At 71.6% G+C, this 21,722-nt stretch carries 22 protein-coding genes and 1 pseudogene; 17 read left to right on the forward strand and 6 right to left on the reverse strand.

Annotation, left to right across the window (positions count from 1 at the left end; all coding sequences use genetic code 11):
- The first annotated feature begins 246 nt into the window (after positions 1-246).
- The 6 genes from SCA03_RS08055 (at position 247) to SCA03_RS08080 (ending at position 5,433) form a co-directional block, all read left to right on the forward strand.
- Positions 247-636 (forward strand): NUDIX domain-containing protein, encoded by a 390-nt coding sequence (locus tag SCA03_RS08055; protein WP_230988535.1) that lies wholly within the window; start codon positions 247-249, stop codon positions 634-636.
- 163 nt (positions 637-799) lie between these two features.
- Positions 800-1,918: a helix-turn-helix transcriptional regulator gene (locus SCA03_RS08060; protein ID WP_107428938.1), complete on the forward strand. Its 1,119-nt coding sequence runs from the start codon at positions 800-802 to the stop codon at positions 1,916-1,918.
- 472 nt (positions 1,919-2,390) lie between these two features.
- Positions 2,391-2,894 carry a cupin domain-containing protein gene (locus SCA03_RS08065; RefSeq protein ID WP_086814432.1) on the forward strand — a complete coding sequence of 168 codons (504 nt, stop codon included), beginning with the start codon at positions 2,391-2,393 and terminating at the stop codon, positions 2,892-2,894.
- A gap of 228 nt (positions 2,895-3,122) precedes the next feature.
- Positions 3,123-3,317, forward strand: a complete 195-nt coding sequence (locus SCA03_RS08070) for a hypothetical protein (protein ID WP_030883968.1) — start codon at positions 3,123-3,125, stop codon at positions 3,315-3,317.
- Between the two features lie 259 nt (positions 3,318-3,576).
- Entirely contained in the window at positions 3,577-3,849 is a 273-nt protein-coding gene (locus SCA03_RS08075) for a helix-turn-helix domain-containing protein (protein ID WP_063767310.1), read from the forward strand.
- A 6-nt stretch (positions 3,850-3,855) separates the two neighbouring features.
- Positions 3,856-5,433 carry an AfsR/SARP family transcriptional regulator gene (locus SCA03_RS08080; protein WP_086814433.1) on the forward strand — a complete coding sequence of 526 codons (1,578 nt, stop codon included), beginning with the start codon at positions 3,856-3,858 and terminating at the stop codon, positions 5,431-5,433.
- Positions 5,434-5,549: 116 nt separating this feature from the next.
- Here SCA03_RS08080 and SCA03_RS08085 read toward each other — a convergent pair whose 3' ends face one another.
- Positions 5,550-6,338 (reverse strand): class I SAM-dependent methyltransferase, encoded by a 789-nt coding sequence (locus SCA03_RS08085; RefSeq protein WP_086814434.1) that lies wholly within the window; start codon positions 6,336-6,338, stop codon positions 5,550-5,552.
- A gap of 271 nt (positions 6,339-6,609) precedes the next feature.
- Here SCA03_RS08085 and SCA03_RS08090 point away from each other — a divergent pair, with 271 nt between their 5' ends.
- Both SCA03_RS08090 and SCA03_RS08095 read left to right on the forward strand, forming a co-directional pair.
- Positions 6,610-7,854, forward strand: a complete 1,245-nt coding sequence (locus SCA03_RS08090) for a sensor histidine kinase (protein WP_086814435.1) — start codon at positions 6,610-6,612, stop codon at positions 7,852-7,854.
- On the forward strand, positions 7,851-8,498 hold the full coding sequence (locus tag SCA03_RS08095; RefSeq protein ID WP_086814436.1) for a response regulator: 648 nt from the start codon (positions 7,851-7,853) through the stop codon (positions 8,496-8,498). The genes SCA03_RS08090 and SCA03_RS08095 overlap by 4 nt, the downstream gene beginning before the upstream one ends.
- A gap of 25 nt (positions 8,499-8,523) precedes the next feature.
- On the opposite strand, the gene SCA03_RS08100 is transcribed toward SCA03_RS08095, so the two are convergent.
- Positions 8,524-9,264: a class I SAM-dependent DNA methyltransferase gene (locus SCA03_RS08100; protein ID WP_086814460.1), complete on the reverse strand. Its 741-nt coding sequence runs from the start codon at positions 9,262-9,264 to the stop codon at positions 8,524-8,526.
- Positions 9,265-9,434: 170 nt separating this feature from the next.
- Between SCA03_RS08100 and SCA03_RS08105 the strand changes: the two genes are divergently transcribed.
- From SCA03_RS08105 to SCA03_RS08115, 3 genes are all read left to right on the forward strand, one after another.
- A complete protein-coding gene (locus tag SCA03_RS08105; RefSeq protein ID WP_086814437.1) occupies positions 9,435-10,391 on the forward strand; it encodes a S66 peptidase family protein in 957 nt (318 codons plus the stop codon).
- A gap of 220 nt (positions 10,392-10,611) precedes the next feature.
- Positions 10,612-11,406 carry an SDR family oxidoreductase gene (locus SCA03_RS08110; protein WP_086814438.1) on the forward strand — a complete coding sequence of 265 codons (795 nt, stop codon included), beginning with the start codon at positions 10,612-10,614 and terminating at the stop codon, positions 11,404-11,406.
- Positions 11,407-11,511: 105 nt separating this feature from the next.
- Positions 11,512-11,649: a hypothetical protein gene (locus SCA03_RS08115; protein ID WP_230988536.1), complete on the forward strand. Its 138-nt coding sequence runs from the start codon at positions 11,512-11,514 to the stop codon at positions 11,647-11,649.
- A 21-nt stretch (positions 11,650-11,670) separates the two neighbouring features.
- On the opposite strand, the gene SCA03_RS08120 is transcribed toward SCA03_RS08115, so the two are convergent.
- Together SCA03_RS08120 and SCA03_RS08125 are read right to left on the reverse strand one after the other, a co-directional pair.
- Positions 11,671-12,483 carry an SAM-dependent methyltransferase gene (locus tag SCA03_RS08120; RefSeq protein ID WP_030883949.1) on the reverse strand — a complete coding sequence of 271 codons (813 nt, stop codon included), beginning with the start codon at positions 12,481-12,483 and terminating at the stop codon, positions 11,671-11,673.
- A 245-nt stretch (positions 12,484-12,728) separates the two neighbouring features.
- The gene (locus tag SCA03_RS08125; RefSeq protein ID WP_158102244.1) at positions 12,729-13,808 is read right to left on the reverse strand and encodes an SAM-dependent methyltransferase; all 1,080 of its coding nucleotides are present in this window, start codon (positions 13,806-13,808) and stop codon (positions 12,729-12,731) included.
- Positions 13,809-13,861: 53 nt separating this feature from the next.
- Between SCA03_RS08125 and SCA03_RS08130 the strand changes: the two genes are divergently transcribed.
- On the forward strand, positions 13,862-14,518 hold the full coding sequence (locus SCA03_RS08130) for a CatA-like O-acetyltransferase (RefSeq protein ID WP_086814440.1): 657 nt from the start codon (positions 13,862-13,864) through the stop codon (positions 14,516-14,518).
- A gap of 34 nt (positions 14,519-14,552) precedes the next feature.
- On the opposite strand, the gene SCA03_RS08135 is transcribed toward SCA03_RS08130, so the two are convergent.
- Positions 14,553-15,038 carry a hypothetical protein gene (locus SCA03_RS08135; RefSeq protein ID WP_141275278.1) on the reverse strand — a complete coding sequence of 162 codons (486 nt, stop codon included), beginning with the start codon at positions 15,036-15,038 and terminating at the stop codon, positions 14,553-14,555.
- Between the two features lie 628 nt (positions 15,039-15,666).
- Between SCA03_RS08135 and SCA03_RS35995 the strand changes: the two genes are divergently transcribed.
- Both SCA03_RS35995 and SCA03_RS37170 read left to right on the forward strand, forming a co-directional pair.
- Positions 15,667-16,479 carry an SAM-dependent methyltransferase gene (locus SCA03_RS35995; protein WP_086814442.1) on the forward strand — a complete coding sequence of 271 codons (813 nt, stop codon included), beginning with the start codon at positions 15,667-15,669 and terminating at the stop codon, positions 16,477-16,479.
- 260 nt (positions 16,480-16,739) lie between these two features.
- On the forward strand, positions 16,740-16,970 hold the full coding sequence (locus SCA03_RS37170) for an alcohol dehydrogenase catalytic domain-containing protein (protein ID WP_342355769.1): 231 nt from the start codon (positions 16,740-16,742) through the stop codon (positions 16,968-16,970).
- Positions 16,971-17,266: 296 nt separating this feature from the next.
- Here SCA03_RS37170 and SCA03_RS37175 read toward each other — a convergent pair.
- Positions 17,267-18,244: pseudogene (locus SCA03_RS37175) on the reverse strand (MFS transporter); the annotation flags it as partial.
- Positions 18,245-18,806: 562 nt separating this feature from the next.
- Between SCA03_RS37175 and SCA03_RS08150 the strand changes: the two are divergent.
- From SCA03_RS08150 to SCA03_RS08160, 3 genes are all read left to right on the forward strand, one after another.
- Positions 18,807-19,457, forward strand: a complete 651-nt coding sequence (locus SCA03_RS08150; protein ID WP_086814444.1) for a DUF6461 domain-containing protein — start codon at positions 18,807-18,809, stop codon at positions 19,455-19,457.
- Positions 19,458-19,525: 68 nt separating this feature from the next.
- Complete coding sequence (locus tag SCA03_RS08155; protein ID WP_086814445.1) at positions 19,526-20,389, forward strand: hypothetical protein; 864 nt, start codon at positions 19,526-19,528, stop codon at positions 20,387-20,389.
- Between the two features lie 275 nt (positions 20,390-20,664).
- Positions 20,665-21,645, forward strand: a complete 981-nt coding sequence (locus tag SCA03_RS08160; RefSeq protein WP_086814461.1) for a CehA/McbA family metallohydrolase — start codon at positions 20,665-20,667, stop codon at positions 21,643-21,645.
- The last annotated feature ends 77 nt before the right edge of the window (positions 21,646-21,722 follow it).

Raw genomic sequence — 21,722 nt, forward strand, 5'->3', positions numbered from 1 at the left:
CCGGGGGAAGGTGCTGCCGGAAGCGGGGCCGGTCGCGGCCCTCGGGCGGGGTGCCGGGGCTGCGGTATCTTGCCTGCTGCGTAACGGAGTGGGAGGCTCATGGGGTACACGCGCGGACGCCGCGTCACTCACTGTCCGTACTGCGGTACCGCTTGCGCGGAGGGCGCCGGGTGGCCGCGGGACTGCTCCGGCTGCGGTGAGACCCAGTGGCGCAACCCACTGCCCGCAGCGGTCGTCGTCCAGCCGGTGGCAACGTTGTCGGGCCGGCTCGGCGTGGTCGTGGTCCGCCGGGCGGTCGAGCCGGCCCGGGGGCGACTGGCGCTGCCCGGCGGCTATGTGGAGGTCGGGGAGACCTGGCAGGAGGGTGCCGTGCGGGAGTTGAGGGAGGAGACCGGGCTGGTGGCCTACCCCGGGCAGGTCCGCCTCTTCGACGCGTACTCCACCCGGGACACCCTGGAGATCTTCGCGCTGCTGCCGGTGCGCGACGCCCGTACGCTGCCCGACGCGGCACCGAGACCCGAGACGGCCGGCTGGCAGGTGCTGGAGACGCCCGGCCCGCTCGCCTTCGGACAGCACACGAGAGCCGCGGCCCGCATCCTGGGCGCTGCCGGGATCGGCGGCGCGGTTCCCGGGTGACCCCGCCCGCGCTGCCGGCCATGCGGCGCATCAGAGCGCTCCCGACAGGAACCGTGGTGGAAGAGAAAAGAAGCGAAATGCTGCTGAGACACAGGATGCCCCGTACCGGATCCCCCTGCGCCGGACCGTCGAACAGACCGTCCGGTGAAGGAGGTACGGCCCTGTGAACCAGCCTCTCCCCGCGGTCTCCTGCGGTTCCACATATCTGAGTGAAACCGAAGTCGCCGTGTACTCCTGCATATTGGAGAACCAGCAGACGAGCCGGAAATTCCTGAACGCTCTGGCCGAGCTGGAAATCCCCCGGGAACAGCTGGAGGCGGCCGTCACCCGGCTGAAGGAACTCGGCCTGCTGCGTTCCCACGCGAAGGACGAGGCGGTGCTGGTGCCCGTCGACCCCGATCTGGCGGCGGCCGCGCTCACCGCACCGATCCAGGAATCGCTCCAGCACAAACGGCACCAACTCGACCAGATCAGTGTCGAGTTCGGCCGTCTGCGAGCACGCTTCCTCGAAGGGCGCCGCCGCGGCACCACCGGCAACATCGAGGTCATCGCGCATCTGGACGAGGTGCGCGCCGCCTTGAACCGGGCCTCCGACGAGTGCCGGGAGGAGGTCCTCAGCAGCCAGCCGGGCGGCGGGCGCTCCCCGGAGGTGCTCCAGGAGGCCATCAGCCGCGACACGGCGCTCCTCGCCCGGGGCGTGCGGATGCGCACCCTCTACAACCACACGGCCCGGTTCAACGCGCCGAGCCAGTCGTATGTGTCCGTCATGTCGGGCCTCGGCGCCGAGTACCGGACCGTCCACGACATGTTCGGCCGACTGATCGTCTTCGACCGTGAACTGGCGTTCATCCCCGACCGGGAGGGCAGCCTGGGCGCGGTCGTCATCCGCGAGCCGTCCATCGTCACCTACCTGTGCTCGGTCTTCGAGAACGAGTGGGCGCACGCCCGGCCGTTCGCCGATGCCGCCGTCGACGGCCTCGAATCGGTGGCCAAGGAGCTGGACGGCACGATCCTGCGGCTGCTCGCCGCGGGCTACAAGGACGAGGCGATCGGCCGCAGAGTGGGGATGTCGCTGCGTACCACGCGCAAACACGTCGCCGACATCATGGAAACCCTCGGCGCCGTGAGCCGCTTCCAGGCCGGTGTCCTCGCCGCGCGCGCCGGCCTGCTGGACGAGGAGCCGGACGCTGACGGCGCTGACGGCGCGCACGGCCGCAGGGACGGGCGCGCGGGCGCGGGCGGCGACGAACCGGCCACCGGGGCCGGGGACGTGGGCCCGTAGCGTCCGGACCGCGCACACGGAGAACACGGCATGCGAGGCCGCGACGGCAACCGCCGCCGCGGCCTCGCGCTGTCGTACGGCGCCACGTCGTACCGGGCCTCGCCCGGCCGGGTGCGTGGTGCGGTGGGTGCGTCATCCGGGGCGCGCTCGTGGCGGCGAACGGGGCCCCAGCCGTGTCGAGTTGAGAGCACATCACCTCTGGCTGACAGGTGTGTCACGTCCTCACGGGACCGGGATCGCGGGACCGCCGAAACGTGACTGGCACACCGGGCTCCCGGCGGGCCAGGATGGGCAGCCGCCTGCGCGGGGGGTGACGCGGACGCGGGCGCCCGGGGGTCGGTTGGGCCGCCCGGCGTCGCCGACTGCCCCTTCCTGCCGTGCGATCGGCGCACACATCCCATGAGCCGGGTGCGTGCGCCGTCCCCGGCGCGTGGCGGTCACGCAAGGCGACCTCCGAGAGCGAAGGCCAAGGGTGTCCGATTCGGACTGGGAACTCTTCCTCCGTGACATGGCGCTGTGCCTGGCGACGTACCAGGGCAGGGGCCCCGCGATGGTGTGGCCCGCACGCGCCCACGCCGTGCTCCCCGGCCTGCGCGGCCCCGACGACGAGGCGGCGGGGGAGGGAATCGGCGATGACGGATGGCGGCCCGTGCCGCCCGGCTCCGGCGCGCACGCGCTGGCCGTCGATCTGGGCCACGCCATGGGCTATCCCGTCGTCGCGTACCAACGGCTGCTGCCTGCCGGGGTGACGCTGCCCGTCGAGCACACCGGCCCCGACATCCTGCTGCTGCCGTTGCGTGGCGGAGCGCGCTGCCGCGTCGAGCGCCCCGAGCGTGCGCAGCGGCACGGCGAGGGGGTCGAACTCCGGCTGCGCGCCGGGGAGATGTTCTATGTGCCCGCGCGCCACCCCTGCACGCTGGACGACATCTCCTCCCCGTGCCCGATGCTGCTGCTGGCGCTCCACGCCACGCCCTGACCCGGCCGCGCCTGAGCCCGTCCTCCCGTCCACCGCGGACCCGACGCCCTCGTCGCGGCGCCGAACGCCCGAAGAGTTCTCTCCTGCCCGTTATGTTCCCCCCTCGTCTTGTTGCCGGGCACCTTGGTGAGCGGCGGAACGCGTGGTGTGCGCACCGGGCCCGCGCCACGATCGATGCATCGGGCCCGAGACCGAATTCCCACCGGAACTCTTCCATCGGAGGCCGCAATGCGTACCTTCCTCCTCTCCGTCGCCATGACGGCGATCGCCGCACCCGCGCTCTCCCTCTTCCACGGCGCGGCCGAGCAGCCGGCGCACCCCCGCGCCGCCGCCCCGCACACGCTCACCGTCTCCGCCGACACGGCCCACACGGCGGCCCCCGGCACCACCTCGTCCGGCGACGACGACACCGGCTGGGGCTGAGCCGCCGGCGGGCCGGCTGACCGTGTGTCCGTCGCCGCCGTGACCGCCCCTGCCGTGGGGCGGCAAGCGGCGGGTACCGTCCGACGGACACACGATGAGCTGCGAAGATGCCGCCCGGCCCGGCTCGGTCCCTCAATCGTGTAAGTCTTCCGCGCCCCGGCGCGGGTATGGGAGCAGTGTGCGGCGGAGGCCGGCGAGGCCGCGTCGGTGCGGCGTCACCCTCTCCGTACCGAGGCCGGGAGAGAGGCCGCTCACCACCATGAGACAGCCCGACACCGATCTGCTGAGAGCACTCAGTGACCGCGAACGCGAGGTCCTGGACCGCGTCCTGGAGGGGCACACGTACTCCTCGACGGCGCGCGCCCTGGGCCTCAGCCCACACACCGTCGACACATATATGCGGCGCATCCGTGCCAAGACGGGAACCACCCATCGGCTGGAGCTCCTGCGGCTCGCGATGGGCGTCGCCCCGCGGGCGGCGCCGGACGGCACGGAAGAAACACGGGGACACACACATCCAGACAGAAGGTGAGGTTCCGTGGACTTCCACTTGCTCGGTCCCCTTGAGGTGCTCGACGACGGAGTACCGGTGCCGCTGGGCGGAGTGATCAGAAGAGGAGCGCTCGCCCATCTGCTCATCCACGCCAACAGCGTGGTGGCCACGAGCAGTTTGCTGGCGACGCTGTGGCCCGGTGACACGCCGCTCACCGCGCGGAAGATGCTGCAGAACGCCGTCCGCGACCTGCGCCGGACCCTGGCGTGCGAGCCCGGTTCCCAGGGCGGGGCCGTGCTGGTGACCGACGCGCCGGGATACCGGCTCCGGGTGGATCCGGACGCCGTCGACCTGCTCCGCTTCCGGCAGGCCGTCGAGCGCGGACAGGCCGAGATCGCCGCCGGCACCCACGAGTCGGCGGCGCGGGTGCTGCGGGAGGCACTCGGCCTGTGGCGGGGAGCCCCGCTCGCCGATCTCGTCGAGGACGGCTTCGCCTGGCCCGAGCTGTCCGCCTGGGAGAACAGCCGGCTCAACGCCCTGGAGGACCTGTTCGAGGCCGAGTTGGCGTGCGGACGGCACCACGCGGTCCTGGGAGAGCTGCACTCGGTGGCCGCCGCCGAGCCCACGAGGGAACGCCTCATCTGCCAGCTCATGCTGGCCCTCTACCGCTGCGGCCGGCAGACCGAGGCGCTCGCCGCCTACCGCCACTTCCGTGTCGAACTGGTCGACCGCTTCGGCCTGGAGCCCACCCCGGGCATGCAGCAACTGGAACGCGCGATCCTCGCCCACGCCCCGGAGCTGGACCCTCCCCGGCGCACCGGCCCGGTCGAGGTGACGCCCGTGCCCGGGCCCGGGGCGGAGCCGGTACGGGAGGCACCGCCGCAGGCCCGTGCGGGGCTCACCGCGGTGGGCGGACGCGCCAGCCGTCCCCGCCGGTTCAACGAGTTCACCGTCGAACACAAACAGGTCAGCCTCGTCTGGGCACGCTACGGCCTGGAGGGACACGGCCACGACCCGGCGAGCGTGCAGGACGCGCTGCGCGAGGCCGAGTGGGTCGTCCGCGAGGAGAGCGCCCGGTTCGGCGGCACCATGGCACAGGCGGACGGGCCCGTCTTCTCCGTCCTGTTCGGCCACCCCGAGACGAGCGAGGACGACGCGGCCCGCGCGGTACGCGCCGCCTTCGCGATACGTGACCGCTCCACCGGCCGGGGCACCGGCCCCGCCGCCCTGGGAGCCGATCCCGCGGGCCTCCACGTCGTGGTCGTCACCGGGGACGCCTATCTGCTGTCCCGCCCGGGGGAGGGGGACACCGCCCCACGGGTGATGGGCGAGGCCGCGGACCGCTGTTTCCGGCTGCTGGCGCTCGCCCCGCAGGGGCAGGTGCGGGTGTGCGAGGTCACCCGCCGGGCGAGCGAGCCGGACATCGCCTACCACGTCGGGCCCGAGCCGCCGGACGGCTGGGAAGCCGTCCGCGTCCGCAGGCAACGGCACGGCACACACGGCCAGAACGGCGCCCACGGCACCGAGCCTCTTCGCGCGGCCGGGCCCCGCGAGTGGCGGCCGGCCGCTGCCGCCGAGGATCTGGCCGCGCACCCGGCGGCGGTGACGGCCGTGGTCAGATGACGGCCCGCCGCCCCCGCCGGGGACGGACCCGCCGGAGCTGAACCCGCCGGGGAGGGCAGGCCGTTCGCGCGGCCCGGCCCTCCCCGGCGGCGGCCCGCGCCGGCCGCCGCACCCGGTCAGTCGGCCAGGCCGTCCGCGCGGTGCGTGATGCGGATCTTGGACTGGCCGTGCGGCAGGGCCTCCCAGTCCGCCATGAAACGCGCGGCCAGACCGTGCGCGGCGGCCAGGGCGGTCAGCGTCTCGGTGCGGTAGTAGAAGTCCTCCCGCAGCACATGGTGTTCCTCGCCCTCGGTGCGGTCGAAGGTGAAGTCGAACCAGCCGCCGGGCGCCAGCACGCGGCCGACATGGGCGAAGCACTCCTCGATCACCGACAGCGGCGAGTGCGAGAACACACTGTGCGCGTGCACCACGTCGAAGCGCCCCTCCGGAAGGAACCCGAGCGTCAGATCGCGCACCGGCGTCAGCGTCGGCAGCCGGTCCTGCAACTCCCGGGCGCGCAGCGTCTCCTGGGCCGCGAACAGGATGTCGGGAGAGATGTCGACGCCGTGGTAGTGGCCGGGCTCCAGATACTCGATGAACCGCCAGCCCGCCCGCAGGTTCCCGCAGCCGATCTCCAGCATCCGGTGCCCGGGCCGCAGTCCGTGCCCCACCAGATAGTCGAACTGCATCGCCCCCAGCGCCAGCCAGCGCTCCCGGCTCCGGCTGCCCACGGCGGCGTCCGGATCGCGGCGTGTGTCCGACCGCATGACCTCCCGGTAGTAGGCGACGTGATCGGGGGAGCGGTAGCGCAGCCACGCGTCCCGCGCGGTACGGCGCAGATGCCGCGGCACCCTGCCGGGGTGGCGCAGCGCGTACGACAGGCGGTGGCCGAGAGCGGCGCGATTGGCCGTGAGGTTCTTGGACATGACGAGGCTCGTTCTCCGTAGGGGCCGTGTACCGGCAGTCTCGGCCGCGGACACGGCGGCCGACGTCGGGTACGCGGCTGCCGTACCCGGCCCCACCGGGCCATCCCGATGTCAGCCGATCGGATGATGTTCGTCCCGGCACCCGCCGGTATACGTGAGGGAGCACCGACGGGCGGACGACGACGAAGCGAGCCCGGGCGACGCCCGGTGACCAGGCGACGCCGGGGCGGCGGCCAGGCGACGACGGGACGGCAACGGGACGGGGGAAGCGGTGGAGCGGGACGGCACGACGCCGGAAGCGGACCCGGACGCGCGCTGGCTGACCACCGCCCTGCACACCGCCTTCGTGCTGCTGCTCGGCGGTGCTGTCGCCCGCCTGCTCACCCACGGCCCCGCCGATACCGCCCGCACCGCGGCCGTCCTCGCCCTCTTCCTCACCTTCGGCGCCCTCCACCTCCTCGGACGGCTGTACGCCCCCGCACCGCGGCTCGGCGAACGCCCCACCCCGCGGCACCTGTTCTGGCTCGGCACGGTCCTCGCCCTGTGGTTGGTGCTGCTCGCCCTCGAACCGAGCGCCACCTGGTGCACCATGCCGCTGCTGTTCACCGGACTGCACCGGTTGCCGGTACGGCTCGCCGTGCCGCTCGCCGCCGTGCTCGTCGCCCTCGTCGTCGCCTCCGAGATACGCGTGGCCACCGGCGCGTTCAACCCCAACCTGGTGATCGCCCCGGTGGCCCTCGGCACCGTCGCCACCGCCGTGCTCGTCCACAGCCGGCGGCTCACCGCCCGGCAGCGCCTGCTGATCGACGACCTGGTGCACACCCGCGGCGAACTGGCCGCCACCGAACGGCAGACGGGCATCCTCGCCGAACGGCAGCGGCTGTCCACCGAGATCCACGACATCCTCGCCCAGAGCCTCACCAGCCAGCAGATGCTGCTCCAGGCCGCACAGCGCCACTGGCACACCGACCCCGGCACCGCACACGCCCACGTCCGGGACGCCGCCGCCACGGCGGACCGCGCCCTGACCGAGGTCCGCCGCTTCGTCCGCGACCTCGCGCCGCTCGACCTCGCCGGAAGCTCCCTCGTGCAGGCGCTGGACGCCCTCACCCACCAGGACCGCACACCCGGTCCGGCCGTCGAGTTCCGCCTGGACGCACCGCCCGGCGCCCCCGGCCCCCTGCCCGGACCGGTCGAGACGGCCCTGCTGCGCGTGACCCAGCAGGCGCTCGCCAACGCGCGGGAACACTCCGGCGCGACCCGCGTCGTCATCACCCTGACCTGCGAAGACGACCTGATCACTGTCGACATCGCCGACGACGGGCACGGCTTCGACCCCCGGCGGCCGCCGCACCGCCGCCGGGCCGCCGGCCGTGGCCACGGCCTCCCGGGCATGCGGACCCGCGCCCGGCAGGCCGGCGGAACGCTCACCGTCGAGACGGCGCCCGGCGAGGGAACCGTCGTGACGGCGACCGTTCCCCGCGCCGCCGACGGCGCCCGAAGGGAGACCCCGTGACCGCCGCCCCCGCCGTGCGGGTACTGCTGTGCGACGACCACGCCGTCGTCCGTGCCGGGCTGCGCGCCCTGCTGGCCAGCACCGACGGCATCGAGGTCGTCGCCGAGGCCGGCAGCGGTGAGGAGGCCCTCGCCGTGGCCGCCGCCCTGCGGCCGGACGTCGTCCTCATGGACCTCCAACTCGGCACGGGCATGGACGGCGTGACCGCCACCCGGCAGCTCACCGCCACGGACAGCGCCGACGCCCCGGCCCCACGGGTGCTGGTCCTCACCATGTTCGACACCGACGCCGACATCGCCCGCGCCGTCGCGGCCGGCGCCACCGGCTACCTCCTCAAGGCCGAACGCCCCGAACGGCTCTTCGCCGCGATCCGGGACGCCGCCGCCGGACGCACCGCCCTGTCGGGCTCGGTCGCCGACCGGGTCGTCTCCCGGCTGCGCACCCCCGGGCCCGCCCTGACCGCGCGCGAACGCGACATCCTCGACCGGCTCGCCCAGGGCCTCGGCAACCGGGAGATCGCCCGCGCCCTGTTCCTGAGCGAGGCGACGGTCAAGACACACCTGGGCCGCATCTACACCAAGCTCGGCGTGCACACCCGCGCAGCCGCCGTGGCCTCCGCCGCCCGCCACCGCCTCCTGCCGTGACGGAGCCGCGGGGGAGGAGGGCACCTCAGTCCGGCTTCCGCCACACCGAGATGTGCTGCGCCGACTCCTGGGTGAACGGCGCCCCGTCCCAGCCGGCGACGCGCCGTTCGAGCCCCAGCCCCGCGAGCCGCGCCATGAGGTCCAGCTCGGCCGGCCAGGCGTACCGGTGCCGGGAGGCCCCGCGGCGATAGCGGCCGTCGTCGCCGTCCCGGGTGAAGTGATGCGAGACGAGGATCTGCTCCACCAGGTCGAACGTGTCGAAACCCAGGTGCTGTTCGGACACGTCGAAGGGCACCGCGACCTGCCCGGGAGGCAGCAACCGCAGCGGCGGCACACCCAGCTCGATGACGAAACGGCCGCCGGGCACCAGATGCCGGGCGGCGTTGCGGAAGCAGGCGACCTGCTCGTCCTGGGTGAGCAGGTTCGTGATCGTGTTGTAGACGAGGTACACCAGCCGGAACGCGCCCGGGACGACGGTGGTGGCCATGTCCCCGAGGACCACCGGCAGCGTCTCCTCGTCGACCTTGCGGCGCAGAACCGCCGCCATGTGCGGCGACAGCTCGATACCCGTCACCGGCACACCACGCTGCCGCAACGGAACCCCGACCCGGCCCGTCCCGATGGCGAACTCCAACGCCGGGCCGCCATCGGCGAGTTCGGCGAGGAAGTCCAGCATCGGCGCCAGCGCGGCGGCCGAGGACCGCTCGCTCTCCTCGGCGTCGTAACGCTCGGCGGTCGCACGCGTCCACAGCTCACTGCTCGTCACGCCGGACACGGTGCCCGGTACGAGCGCCCCTGTCGAACGATTTCCGGCACGTCCACCACCGCGAAGTGACCGTCACAAGGGCGTAGTTGGGCCGCCCCACCCGGTCCGTGAGTGGCCCGGCCGTGGCGGAATCGGAACCCGACGCGGGGGATCACGCGCAGAATGGCGGGATGGACGACCACCCGGATCCGCCCTCGCTGAGGGCGCCGCGTCTACGGCCCGGCGACCGGGTGCGGATCGTTGCTCCTGCCTGTCCGCCGAGCCGGGAGGAAGCCAACCGCGGAGTGGAACTGCTCACCTCCTGGGGCCTTCGCGCCGAGCTGGGCGAGCACGTCTTCGATCAGTGGGGCTATCTGGCCGGCCGTGACGAGGACCGCGCGGGCGATCTGAACGCGGCGTTCCGCGATCCGGGCGTCCGCGCCGTGATCGCCGCCCGGGGCGGCAAAGGCACCTACCGCATCGTTGACGACCTCGACACCGCCGCCCTCCGACGCGACCCGAAGCCGGTCGTCGGCTTCAGCGACATCACCCATCTCCACCTCGCCTTGTGGGCACGGTGCCGCCTGGCCGCGCTCCACGGCCCTTTCGCCAAACGGGGCGACCCCTTCACCGGCCGCGCCTCCGCCGAGGCCCTGCGCCGCGCGCTGATGACCACCGACCCCGTCACCCTCCACCGCGACCCGTCCGAAGCCACCGCGGACGTCAGCGTGCCGGGCACGGCGACGGGCGTCCTGATGGGCGGCAGCCTCGAAGCGATCCGCACGGAGACCGGAGCCGGCCTCCCCAGCCTGCGGGGAGCGATCCTCTTCCTCGAACACCGCAGAGGGACCGGGCTGGGCGAGGTGGACCGCGCCCTGACCCAGCTCACCCGCTCCCGGGCGCTCGACGGCGTACGGGGAGTCGCCCTCGGTCAGTTCCTCGGCTTCGAGCACGACGCCGACGATCCCACGCTGGGAGGATGGGGCATCGGCGACGTCCTGCGCGATCGACTGACCGCACTCGGCGTTCCCGTCCTGGGCGGGCTGCCCGCCGGGCACGGCAACAACCCTCCGACGATCCCTCTCGGCACCCGGGCGACGATGGACACAGCCACGGGAACACTGACCGTCCTGTCGGCCGTCGTCTAGACCCTGTTGCGAAAGCGCTGGTCACAGCCACTCGTTGCCGGGGCGAACACGGGCGGCCGTCCTCCTCGCGATCCGCGCCCGAGGCGGCTGCGGACGCGGTCCATCGGGACTCTGATCCGCTTGCTTGAAGTGCACTCCAGGGCCATAGCGTTGCGACAGCTGAATCCGAACCCCCGACCCGTCGACGCACATACCGCACGACCAACAAGAATGGCGGCAAGTGGTGGACAACCCACGCACAACGCATGCACGGCTTTTCGATCTGCGGGGGAAGCGCGCGCTCGTCACCGGTGGCAGCCGAGGCATCGGCATGATGATCGCGCGTGGCCTTCTCCGGGCGGGCGGCCGCGTGGTCATCAGCTCGCGCGATGCGGAAGCGTGCGCTCAGGCGCAGGAACAGCTTTCCGCATGCGGTGAGGTGCGGGCCATCCCCGCCGACCTGTCCCGCCACGACGAGTGCCGACGGCTGTCCGACCTCGTCACCGCCGACTCGGAACGTCTCGACATCCTCGTCAACAACGCGGGAGCCTTGTGGGACGAGCCGCTGGAGACGTTCCCGGACGCGGCCTGGGACACGGTCGTCGACCTCAACCTGAAGTCCGCGTTCTGGCTGGTCCAGGAGCTGCTGCCCGCACTGCGCAGGGCGGGCACCGCCGACGACCCCGCGCGGATCATCAACATCGGCAGCATCGCCGCCATCCATGTCCCGCAGCGGCCCAACTACTCGTACTCCAGCAGCAAGGCCGCACTGCATCAACTCACCAGAGTGCTCGCCAAGGAACTGGGGCCGCAGCACGTCACCGTGAACGCCGTGGCGCCGGGACCGTTCCCGTCGACGATGATGGCGGCGACCCTCGACGAGTTCGGTGAGGCGATCGCGGCGTCGGCCCCACTGCGCCGGATCGGCCGCGACGACGACATGGCGGGTGTCGCCGTGTTCCTCGCCAGCCGGGCAGGCGCATACCTGACAGGTACCGTGATCCCCGTCGACGGCGGCATCGCCACCACCGCGTAGGCCGCCCAGGGGCTGTTTGCGGCAGTCGATCCCGACCGTCGATGAGCATGCCGTGTGAGGCGCGGGGATCCGCCGAACGGTCAACGGACGCGACGTGAGCCGCTGTTGCCGCGGCGGCACGCGGTCGAGTGCGGGATCAACCACCTCAAGCGCCACCGGGCTGTGGCCACGGGGCGGCAGGACGAGCTCGCGGTCCGTCGCGAGGCGACCGTGCTGGTCGTGGTCCTCAACGAGCGGCTGTGACCTGCACGGTCGCAACAGACCCTAGACGAGCCGGCCGATGCCGCCGTACCAGGACACCTCGGCGTGCGACGGCCGCTCGCTCTCCGGCACCGTCGCCCGCCAGTCGGAGACGACCTGGATACCCGGCTCGACGAGCTCGAAGCCGTCGAACAGCTTGGTCAGCTCCGCGCGGTCGCGCAGCGTCAGCGGCACGCCCTGCCTGCGGTACGCGGACTGGACCCCCAGCGCCGTCTCGGGCGAGATCTCCGCCGTCGCGTGCGAGAGGACGAGCACGCTGCCGGGAGCGAGCGCGGCGCGGAGCTGCGCGACGATGTCGCCCGGGTTCTCCTCGTCCGTGATGAAGTGCAGGATCGCCACCGCCAGCACGGCGACCGGCTTGCTGAAGTCGAGCAGCGCCTTCGCCTCGGGGTCCTCCAGGATCGAACGAGGGTCCCGGATGTCCCGCTCGATGACCGTCGTCCGGTCGTCCGTCGACAGCAGGGCACGGCCGTGCGTCAGCACGATCGGATCGTTGTCGACGTACACGACGCGCGCGTCGGGATCGTGCCGCTGGGCGACCTGGTGGACGTTGTGGGCGGTCGGCAGCCCGGACCCGATGTCGAGGAACTGGCGGATCCCCGTCTCCTCGACCACGTAGCGCACGGCACGGCCGAGGAAGGCACGGTTCTCCCGCGCCGCGGTGCGCAGGGTCGGGAACGAGGCCACGGCACCCTCCGCCGCCTCCTGATCCGCCGCGTAGTTGTCCTTCCCGCCGAGGAGGTAGTCGTACATGCGCGCCGAATGCGCCTCATGAGTACGCAGCCCCGACCCGTTGGACTCGATCAGGCCGGCCATCTCCTCATCGGTGTGCGACACACGTCCTCCGCTCTGGCGATCCGGACACAACTCTGTCCCGTGGCAGGGAAGATGCCCTGCTCACGGGGGAGAGCTTAGTCCGTCATCCCAGGCGGGGGACATCCGCCCGCCGACGGAAGCCGGCCGAACTGCCAGCCGATACCCGGCCGTTACCGAACCGGTTCGAGAGGGGACGGCCGCTGCACCGCCTCCCGGCCCCGGCCCGGAGGCGTCCCCGAGCTGCGTCAGGTGGCGGAATCCGCGCCATGGCCGTCGAGGCGCCGGAAGGCCAGATGCGCGACGGAGCGTTCCCCGGTCAGGAGCAGATCCCTCTCCAGTTCGAAGTAGCGCTGGGAGGCGTCCAGGAACTGTGCCTGCCACTCCACGGCCGGGTGGGGAATCCGCCGGGCGCGGGCGAGCCAGACATCCATCGTCCGGGCCCACGCGTGACGGTGGGTCTCCACCGAGACGAGCTCCCACAGTCCTCGGGCCGCCGTGAGCACATGGGACAGCTCCGGAGGCTTACCGGGAGGGGCACCCAGGTCCTCGCCCACGTTCCGTTCACCCTGTGCGGATTTCTCGCTCAGCCCCGCGGGACCGGCGATGGTCACTTCCTGCACGAGGGAGGCGGCCGGGACGGTCCATGTGTGGGCGCGCCGGAAGAATTCCCGCAGCGCGTCGATCTCCTCCTGCGGGGACGGCGACGGGGAGCGGGCGGCGTATTCGAGGACACTGACACCCACCACGGCGTCGAAGCGGCGGTCGGGGACGAAGTCCTCCCAGCCGATGTTCTCCACGCTCACCCCCGGACCGGCGTGCTGCTTCACGTACCGGCACATCTCCGGGTCGGGCTCCAGGCCGTGCGCGGAGCGCGCCCCCGCGGTCTCGACGAGATGGTCGAGCATTCCGCCGAAACCGGACCCCACCTCCAGGACGTCCATCCCGGCGTGCACACCGGCCAGTTGCGCGAGCCGGCGCAGCTTGTTCTCCTGCGCGGCGTCGAGATCGTCCTCCGCCGTGGCGGCGCGCGCCAGCTCGCGCTCGCTCCACAGAGCGCAGCTCGCGTTGCGGCTGCTGCCGGCCCACCCCGGACGATGCCGGCGAGCTGCTCGACCACTTCCTGTGTGACCTGCATCGAAGCTCCCCCTCGTGTCGCTCTCCCGTGGTTCCCGCCTCGGCCCGTTCGCCGCGACGTCCGCCGCTCCCGGCCCGGCCCCCTCCGGGCCCCGGCAGGAGCCCGCCGACCGCAGAGCTACCCACCGCCCCGACCGGTCACGGGCGGCTGACCTGGGATCACCCGTTCCAGCGAGCGCACCGGGGAACAAACCGGAACAGGCGGAAATCAGGGCGCGGAGACCGGCGCGTTACCGTGCCGCACATGGTTCACGCGCACCCCATCGACCTCGAACAGTGGCCGCGCCGCGCACATTTCGAGCACTACCGCCACCGCAGGCCCACCTATTTCGCCCTCACCGTCGGTGTGGATGTCACCCGGCTCGACGCACAGCTGCGCACACACGGCCGCCGCACATATCCCGCACACATCTGGGCGCTCGCCACCGTGGTGAACAGGCGCGAAGAATTCCGAATGACGGTGGACGACGACGGCAACCCCGCGATCTGGAACGTGACCCACCCGTCCTTCACCGTCTTCAACCCCCGGCGGGAAACGTTCTCCAACATCTGGGCGCACTACGACCCGGATTTCCGCACTTTCCACGACCGGGTGGAATCCCTCATCGCCGAACACCGCGACACGACCTCGCTGTTCCCCCAGGGATTCCCCCCGCCCCCGAACCTGTTCGACATCTCCGACCTGCCGTGGGTGTCCTTCGACAGTTTCACCCTGCACGTGGAGAACGGCTGGTCGCACTACGCCCCGGTCTTCACCCTGGGCAAATTCACACACCAAGACGACCGCCTGACCATGCCCGTATCCCTCCAGATCCACCACGCGGCAGCAGACGGCTTCCACGCCTCCCGCCTGCTGAACGAACTGAGCGAGTTGATCGGGGCACCGGACTGGGTGAGCTGACTGTCAGGGGCTGCTCACTCGGTCGGCCGTCTGATCACCACGTACCTCGGTCCGCAGGAACTTGGACAGCTCGCCCCGCTTTGACATCACGCAGCACCTTCCAGCGTGGCCACCAGAGGTTGCTCATGAGCAGAGTGAATATGGCCAGCCAACAGGCTCCGGCCCACCCCGCCATTCCGTCGGCCTCGACAGTCACCCAGACCCCTGTAGCCGCCGTGAGCACAAGGAGGATCACGTACCTCCGGTGTTTCCGGCGCACAACGTTCAAGTATTCAGCAAGTTCCTTTTGGCGCCGCTCTTGCCTGCGGCGGCGCTCCGTCTCCTGGCGCTCTCGCGCCGCATCTTCCTCGTCGAGCCTGCGCAGTTCGCGTTGTACCGATCGTCTTCGCAACTCGGCCTCGTCAGGGGTCAACGCCGAAGACGCAGGTAACACCACATCACCATGGATCGCGCCCGCCTGCACGACATGTCCCCCGACGCTGCCGTCCAACTCATTGCGGCTGGAAGGCTGTTCGCTCATACATCAGAAGGTACTCCCACGGTGAGTCGTGCACCATGAGAGCGAGCTGAGCCCTCCGATCAGGCTCAGCTCGCAGAATTCCGGTACCGGGCCGCCCACAGTTCACGGTGTGCACTCCCGTGGCCCCGCCCGGAAGCCCCCGGCCCCCCGAAGGACGCTCCCACCGATGTCCCGCTACACCTCCTGCGTCGACCTGCACCTGCTCCTCCGCGACGAGCAGCGGCGCGTCCTGCTCGGCCGGCGGCAGAACACGGGCTTTGCCGACGGCGCCTGGCATCTTCCCGCCGGTCATCTGGAAGAGGGGGAGTATCCGCACGGGATGGTGAACCACCCCGCGAAGCGAGAGCGTTGGGCCCGCTGCGGTTCTCCGGTACCCCCACGCGCCCGGTGGCCTCCGCTCTGCCGCACTCCTGGAAGCGGAGCCCGCATGCCTGGAAGCGGTACCCGGGAACGGCTCTGTCCCGGTGCTTCGGCCGCCGCCGCCCGCACCAAGCGGACACCGCGCGTCGGGCGTACACCGTGTGCTCCCGCTCCCCGGCCGCATTCGAACACAGTCGTGACACGGCAGCCCTGGCCCTCAACCGCTCCCGTGTCACAGAGTGTTCACTGCGAAACAGGGGAGGACCGTATGGACACCAGCAAGATCGACGTCACCAAGCCGCACGCCGCCCGTATGTACGACTACCTGCTGGGCGGCAAGAGCAACTACGGCGTGGACCGTCGGGCGGCTGTCAAGACGCTCAACATCTTGCCCGACGCCGCCACCGCGGCCCGGCACAACAGGTCCTTCATGCACCGGGCGGTCCACTTCCTCTCCCGCGAGCACGGCATGCGGCAGTTCCTCGACATCGGCACCGGCATCCCCACCCCGCCCAACCTCCACCAGGTCGCACAGCGGGAGCATCCCGAGGCACGGATCGTCTACTCCGACAACGATCCCATCGTCCTCGCCCACGACCGCGCCCTGATGAACAGCACCGACGAGGGCGTCACCGACTACGTGGAAGCCGACGTCCGCGAGCCGCAGACCATCCTCGACCACGCCGCCCACACGCTCGACTTCGCCCGGCCCGTCACCGTCTCCCTCGTCGCCCTGCTGCACTTCATCCCCGACGGTGACGATCCCCACGGCATCGTGCGGGCCCTCATGGAGCCTCTCGCCCCGGGCAGCGCCCTCATCCTCAGCCACGGCACCGCCGACTTCGAGCCTGTCGCCGGTGAAGTCGCCCGCCACTACCGGAACATGGGCATCGACCTCGATGTGCGCCCGCGTGAGACAGTGGCCGCCATGTTCGACGGACTGGACCTTCTCGAACCCGGCCTCGTCCCCTCCTGCGACTGGCGCCCGGACTACGTCGTCCCCGACGACACCCCCATCCTCCCCGGCAGCGTCAGCCCCGCCGAAACCTGCGTCTGGGCCGGCGTCGCCCTCAAGCAGTAGCGGACTCCCTGACGGGCAGGGGGGCCGGGGGCTCGGGGGCACGCGGTCGGCGCTCCGGATCGCTACCAGGGCAGCGCGAGCACCGGAAGCCTGGAGGACACCGTCTGTATGCTCCGCCCGCGCAGATGGCCACGGAGCGTGCCCCGGGGGTCGGGTCGTGTCGGCCAGGCCTGTGACGGCCAAGCTGTGTCGGCCGAGGCCGTGTCCTCGCCGTCAACCCGCTCGACTGGAAGACCCGCAACGGTTACCTCGCAGAGACGCTGCCCCTGCCGCTGCCCGTCGTCATCGGCAGCGACACCGCGGGCACCGTCCTGGAGGTCGGCGACGGCATCGAGAACCTCGCCGCCGGGGACCCGGTGGCCGGCTTCGCGGACTCGGGCGCCGTCGCCGCCGTCGCCGTCACCCGCCGCGAGTGCCTGACGAAGATTCGCGGAAGTGCCAGGCGGCGGTGGCGAGTGCGGCGGCGAGGCAGCCGGCGGCGAGGGCGGTGAGCGCCGCCTGCCCGGTCTGCGAGGGCCCGGTGCGTTGTGTGGCCGCGCCGCTCAGCGTGACGCCGAGGCCCGCGGCCACCGTGATCACGGTCTTCGTCACGCCGGAGGCTTCTCCGGCCCGTCCGGGCTCGACGATCTGCTGGGTGATCACCAGCGTCAACGCGTTGGCGGTACCGAACGCGGCGCCGCCCACCACCGCCGAGGCCAGATACAGCTCGTACCCGGCCCAGAGCCCCCGCGCCCGCCAGGCCGCCGAGAGCGACGGCGCCCACCGTGAGACAGGCGGCCGTCACGGGCGCGGCACGCCGGGGAGGGACCCGTCCGGCGAGTGGACCGGCGAGTGCGATCGCGGCGGTCGGAGCGAGGAACGCGGCACCGGCCTCGCCGGCGGGCAGCCCCCACTCGCTCTGGAGGGAGAGCGGGACGAGGAACAACAGCAGAACGAGTGCGGTGTTGGCCACCGCGCCGGTGAGGGTGAGGACGACGTAGGGAAGGTTCCGGAAGAGGGCGAGCCGCACCACGGGGTGCGGGCTGTCGCGCTGGATCCGCACGAAAAGGACCAGCAGAAGCACGGCGGCGGTCGGCGTACTCAGGGCAGGCAGCAGCGGCCAGCCGCTTCCCCGGTCGAGGAACAGGGCGAGGGCGCCCAACCCCGCCGTGGCCGTCAGCAGGCCCGGCCAGTCCAGATGCCGGGGCGTACCGTCGTCGCGGCTCTCTGCTGCGCGGCGGCTCCACAGCGCGGCGAGCGCGGTCAGCGGGACGTTGAGCCAGAAGACGGCTCGCCAGGAGAGCGCCTCGGTCAGCCAACCCCCGGCCACGGGGCCGCAGGCGGTGGCGGCACCGCCGAGGCCGAGCGCCCAGCCGATGGCCCGGCCTGGTCGGTGCCCGGTGTACACGTGGGTGACGAGCGACAGCCCCGCAGGCATGATCATCGAGGCGCCGACGCCCTGCACGGCCCGGAAGGCGACGAGCGCGGGCAGCGACCAGGCCAGAGCACACAGCGTCGAAGCGGCGCCGAAGACGACCAGGCCGAGCACGAACAGACGCCGCCGCCCGAAGAGATCCGCGAGCCGGCCCGCGCCCAGCATCAGCATCCCGGTGGTCAGCAGATAGGAACTGATCACCCACTGCACCCCGGTCCCGCCCGCGTCCAGCTCGTGGCGGATCTGCGGCAACGCGAGGTTGAGAGCGAACGCGTCCCACTGAATGCAGAAGACACCGGCCGCCAGGCCCAACAGGGCGCCGCGCCGGGCACGTTCGGTGGTGGTGTCCATGGAGGTCCTTCCGGCAGAGCGAGGACGGCGCGCGCCCGGGCATGGACCGCGCACCGGTCAGGACAGGCACTGAGGGGGAAGGACGGCAGCCGGAAAGCGCCTCGCAGAGGAAGGGCGCTGCTGCCAGGAAGGCGCAACCGACATCCGGACACCAGCGGGGGCGCCGACTTCACGGTGATCCGCGACGCCGCCGGCTCCGGAGCCGACGGCCACTATAACCGGGCCCCGGTAGGGGGCCTCGGTCTCCTCGGACCGGCGCGGGAGAGAGGCGGGTTGACGGAGCGCGGCCACCGACGCGGTGACGGGCACGGCTGCTTCTGCGGTCGGCCTCGAAGATCCGTCCTCACACCGCGCCTTGGGCACCGGCGCGCTGCGGACACGAGGAAGCCGCGGACCCACCACGTGAGACGGGAGTGCCGGATGTGGCGAGACGGATGGGCGCTGGCTACGGTGACCGCGTCATTGCTTCCTGCTCGGGGGCTTGTCCGGTGCAGGCTCTCCGCAGCGTCACCTGCGGCACCGCTGCGGGGGAAGCCATACGCGCCGACAAGGAAAGAGGTCGATGATGCCTACGCCTGGTTTTCCGCCCAGCACGCTCGATTCCGAAGGAACGCCGATATGGATCACTGATCTGGCCGCAGATGATCCGAACCACCTCCTGCACGTCGCGCGCGGCATCGAACCGGCGCAAGCGCTGCAAGTGCTGGGTGCCGATCCGGGGTTGATCCGCCCCTGCGAACTGCCCGACAGCAAGCCGGACGAGTGGGCGTCATTGCCGGCCGCCGCTCTCGGTATCGAAGCGGGAACCTCCGCGGCACTGTTGGCGGGGCGCATCGGCGAGTGGACCTTCGTCTACGACGATTCCGGGTACACCGACGACGACGCGGCGACGAAGGCACTGTCCGCCGAGGGGCGGACGGCGGCCACGAGCGTGTTCACCATCAACGCGGACGCCAGTCTCAGCTATGCCGTCGACGGAGAACGGATCGAGTGGATCAACGTCGACGACCTCCATCTGGACGAGGATCTTCCCGGCATGCCTGCCGAACTGCGTGCGGCCTTCGAGGCCGCAGGCAATGTCCCCATGGAGGACTTCGAGCCCGGTGAGGCCGACTACGATGTCGCCATGCGCGCCGCCTGCGCCCTGGCGGGCCTCGTGCTCACCCTGGACGACCTACGCCGCATCCCCCTGCTGGTCGTACCGTTCGGCTGACGACGCCCCCGACGGCGCCCGAGCGTGGCTGCGACCTTGCGGGCTCCCCGGCCGGGTGAGTGCCGCCGATGCAACGGCTTCGCGACATCGACCAGCGGCAGCGCCCCCGTTCACGACACGGCGACGCCGCGCTCTCGATGATCGAGCGGACCGGGCTGACCGTGAGCCTGGAACACCTCAGCTTCGAGGACGTGATCCGCGAAGCAGGCGTCGCCCGCGCCGCCGTCTACCGACGATGGCCCTACAAGGGATTGTTCTTCAGCGACCTGCTGAAGGAATTCGCCCGCAACGCGCCTGCCGCAGCCGGCGCGGACGGCCGAGTCAGCGAGGAAGCGGTACGCCGCATCGCCTTGGACCGCATCGAGCAGTTCGCCACAGCAGAGGGGCGCCACGAACTGTGCGTCGAACTCCTCCGGCTCGGCGCCCTGCGGGACTTCGAGGCCATGCACGCCTCCTTGCAGTGGCGTAGCTACATCGCCCTGCACGCCACGTTTCTGAGCCTGACCGACAACGCACTTCAGGACGAGGTCCAAGCCGCGCTGGCCGCGGCCGAACAGGAGTTCAACGACCGCATCGCCCAGTCCTACGAGCGACTGGCCACCCTGTTCGGACTTCGCCTACGGCCCTCCCTGCACACCGGCTTCGGTGAACTGGCCACCCACCTCAGCGCCACCATGCGTGGCTTCGTCCTCACGGCCATGGCCCGCCCCGACCTCGCCCGCAGGCAACCCAAGTCGGGCATCCTCGGCACCGAGACGACCGCTGACTGGTCCTTGCCGGCCCTCGGAGTCGCGACCACCGCCCTGGCCTACCTGGAACCCGATCCCACGGTGACATGGGACGCCCATCGCCTCACCGCCGTACGAGACACCCTCCTCACCACGCCCCAGACTCCGCCCACGCCACCACACACGGACGGCCGTCGGGAGTGAGCCGGGAGCTTGACGCCTCATCGCTGATCTTGTCCACGAGACGGACGAGGAGAAGCCCCGAACCGGCTGAGGGTGCAGGCCCCTTGCGACGGCGGGGCTTTCGAAACCCCGTCGCTCCTTTGGCCAGTCGCACCCGGCCTGAGTAACGGATCTCCCGATTGAGGGCGTGGTCCGGCCCGTCTGCTGAGACGGCGTCGAGCGGAGCCATGGAACCGGCGGGCCCCGGTGGCGCGTTGGCTCGACAGGGCTCTGGGGAGGGACGGATCTTGTCGAGCTTGAGCTTTCCGTCGACGCGGGCGGTTGGACGTGGGGCGGCCTGGTATCGAGGGGACTGTCATGTCCACTCGGTTCACTCGGACGGGGAGCTCACTCCGGACGAGTTGGCCGTTCGTGGGCGCGCTGCCGGGCTGGACTTCATGGCGACGACGGAGCACAACGCCGCGGCGGGGTCCGGTGTGTGGGGGCACCTGGCTGACGATGACTTCTTGATCCTTCTCGGTGAGGAAGTGACGACCCGGACCGGGCACTGGCTCGCGCTCGGCATCCCGCCGGGCGAGGTCATCGACTGGCACCACGAGGTCAGGGACGGATCGATCGATCAACGCGTGGAGCGGGTCCATCGCGCCGGAGGGCTGTGCGTGGTCGCACACCCGCATGCGCCCTATCCGTCGGGCGATTTCATGTTCCCCTTCCGAGGCTTCGATGCGGTGGAGGTCTGGAACGGGCTGTGGGCTTCGGACCGGCCTTGGAACGCGGACAACGAGGCCGCTCTGGCGGAGTGGGGGCGCAGCCTCGCAGCGGACATCCGCACGGGTTCGTGGAGGCCCGCGATGGGGAACAGCGACACCCACTTGGAGGGGCAGATCGGCATCCCGCACACGGTGGTCTTCGCCCAGGAGCTGAGCACCGGGGCGGTGTTGGCCGGGATCCGTGCCGGCCGCAGCTGGATCGCCGAGTCGGGGGACGTGGATGTGTCGTTCACCGCCCATGCCGGTGGCCGCGTTGCCGGGGTGGGGGAACAGCTCACCACCGGTGGTGGGCAGGTCGAAGTGCGGGCAGCAGTGCGAGGCGTACCGGCGGGGACCGTCAGCTTCCACACCGAAGGAGGGAAGGTTCACCGGGCTTCTCTCCCGGGCGACGGGGCAGGCGTGGTGCAGTGGGACACGACGGCGGAAGAGTCGATGTTCGTCCGCGCCGAGATCCGCCGTCCCGGCGGGCACGTCGCCGCACTCACCAATCCGATCACCCTCGTATGACCGTTCGTCGCTCACCCAGCGGGCCCGGTCCACGGGGCTCGGGCCCGCCCGGCGCGTTTCCCGTCTCCTACCAGGTC

The sequence above is a fragment of the Streptomyces cacaoi genome, from assembly GCF_006539165.1.
In the GTDB taxonomy this organism is placed as follows: domain Bacteria; phylum Actinomycetota; class Actinomycetes; order Streptomycetales; family Streptomycetaceae; genus Streptomyces; species Streptomyces cacaoi.